The 1,590-nt window shown below is 62.2% G+C and carries 1 protein-coding gene; it reads right to left on the bottom strand.

Annotation, left to right across the window (positions count from 1 at the left end):
* Positions 1 to 106: 106 nt before the first annotated feature.
* Positions 107 to 1,147 (bottom strand): IS110 family transposase, encoded by a 1,041-nt coding sequence (locus WB402_RS04070; protein ID WP_424205638.1) that lies wholly within the window; start codon positions 1,145 to 1,147, stop codon positions 107 to 109.
* Between the last annotated feature and the right edge of the window lie 443 nt (positions 1,148 to 1,590).

Raw genomic sequence — 1,590 nt, 5'->3', positions numbered from 1 at the left:
CGGCCACTGGGCGTGGAACGGCTTCACCAGCTCCACCGTCCCGGCGACGGGACTTCGGGCAGTAGGGTCTCAGTTCGGCCCGCTTGCGTCTCGTATTTCTCCTTGATCAAGCCTGTGCAGCAATCGGCTTCGCTTCAGTCCAGCGATAAGTTGTCCCGTCGACCCACATGCGGTGCAGGATCACTGCGATCTTGCGCGCCAAGGCGACCTTCGCCCGTTTTGAACCTCGCCGCTTGGCGACGTCCATCCCCCAGCGTTTGAGTTTCGAAAACCGCGTTATGCGCGCCAGCAGGACATTGGCCGCTTCATAAAGCACCGTGCGCACCATCTCATCGCCAGCCCGCGTGATCCCGCCAGTGACGTCCTTTTCACCTGACTGGTACTTTCTCGGCGTGAGCCCGAACAGCGCTCCCGCCGCCTTCGACTTCGCGATGCGGTTGGGATCATCCATTGCCGATTTGTAGGTCACTGCCACCACCGGACCGACCCCCGGTACCGTCATCAGCCTCCGGCAGACCGCGTCATCACGAACGACCGAGAGCACAGCCTTGTGCAGCTTTTCGTATTCCGCCTTCAACGCCGTCCGCGCCGAAAGCATAGCCCCGGCGATGCGCTCCAATGTGGCCTGGCCCGTCACCAATTCCCGAATCCGCGCCTCAAATCCCTTACGCGTAACCGGGCCAACCTTCAGTCCGAAGCCGCGCAGGATTCCTCGGATGCTCAATTCCACGTCGATAAGCCGCCCGAGAAGCTGCTTGCGCGCAACCAGCAACGCACGCACCTCCTGCGACCTCATCGATTTGGCGTGTACCGGACGGAACCAACCCATCCGCATCAGCTGGGCAAGCCCGCGCGCATCCTTGCGGTCCGTCTTCACCGTCATCGCCGACAAGGCCGCCTTCACATGCCGTGTTTCCAGCAGAACGGTTTCGAATCCTGCTTGCTTCAACCCAGCATGCAGCCACTGCGACAACGGCCCCGCCTCAAGGCCGATCTGCTTTACTGCAAAGCCAAGCGCCTTGAAGAAGCTAACTAGGGCTTCGGGCTCGCTCGCGACCTTTGCCTCCTTCACAATCTTTCCCTGCGCGTCCACAACGCACACGCTCGACAGTTCCAATGACACGTCAATTCCGGCATAATGTTCCATGGCTGTCCTCCGTCTCCAGATGCTTGGGGCCGACTCAACGTCGTGACCCCGTTTCATCATCTATCGGGGGACAGCCACATCAACTGCTCGCTCAGAGCAGGCCCATTACGGCATCTAGCCGCGGCTGAGCGCGGCTGGCGCTACCCGCCGGGAAACCGGCAAGCGCCTTGACCTTGATCAAATCCTCGCGGCGGCGGCGCCGCTACCTTGCCTAAATGCTAGCCCCTCCCCGCGCGGGCCGCCCTGCGACTCCGCTGAAATCGCTATTGGAAAATGCCCCCGGCATTCTGCTGGCGCCGGTGCCGCTGGCGCTCTTGCAACCGATATTCACCCGCATCGCCACGCACGTGGCGCACTCGCGCCCGCAACTGTTCAATCGGCTCGGGGCCCACGCGGGAAAACGCTTCCTGATCGACCCGACCGACCTGCCGTTCGTGCTGGTG

The organism is Sulfuricaulis sp. (assembly GCF_049587675.1).
In the GTDB taxonomy this organism is placed as follows: domain Bacteria; phylum Pseudomonadota; class Gammaproteobacteria; order Acidiferrobacterales; family Sulfurifustaceae; genus Sulfuricaulis.
This window is presented reverse-complemented; position numbering and strand designations above follow the sequence as displayed.